The organism is Cupriavidus sp. SIMBA_020 (assembly GCF_046535395.1).
Taxonomy (GTDB): domain Bacteria; phylum Pseudomonadota; class Gammaproteobacteria; order Burkholderiales; family Burkholderiaceae; genus Cupriavidus; species Cupriavidus campinensis.
The window spans coordinates 1-461 of sequence record NZ_JAWRWU010000070.1 but is presented as its reverse complement, the minus strand read 5'-3'; the positions used below and the strand labels follow the sequence as shown (position 1 = coordinate 461).

Genomic DNA, 461 nt, shown 5'->3' with positions numbered 1-461 from the left:
AAGCGCGCCGACTATCTGGTCAATCTGCTGCAAAGCGTGATCGAGGCGCTGCTGTTTTTTCATCCGGCAGTGTGGTGGCTGTCGCACCGGATTCGTATCGAGCGGGAATGCGTCGCCGATCAAATAGCCGGCACGCTCATTCAAAACCCTCGGCGTTTGGCGCTTGCGCTCGAGGAGCTCGACGCGCTTCAATCGTCGAGTGCCGGATACGCGCGAGTCGCGCAATCGGCGCGGGGCGGCCAGTTGCTGGACCGCATCAAACGCCTCTGCCACCCCGTCCCGCCCTCGCCGCACTGGGTCGCGTGCGTCCCGGCCATCACGGTTTGCTTCGTCGCGTTGTGCGTGACGGCGCAGACACTGTGGCAGGTGCCCGTGACGCAACCCGCGGCGGGCATCGTGCCTGCCGGGTTGCTCGCATCGAGCCACGTCGTGGTGATCGACGACAAATCCGGTCATGTCCT

The 461-nt window shown here is 64.6% G+C and carries 1 protein-coding gene; it reads left to right on the top strand.

The genetic code is table 11. From position 1 onward, the window contains the following. The coding region (locus SB751_RS28200) for a M56 family metallopeptidase (RefSeq protein WP_410748810.1) at positions 1–461 on the top strand (461 nt) is incomplete at both ends.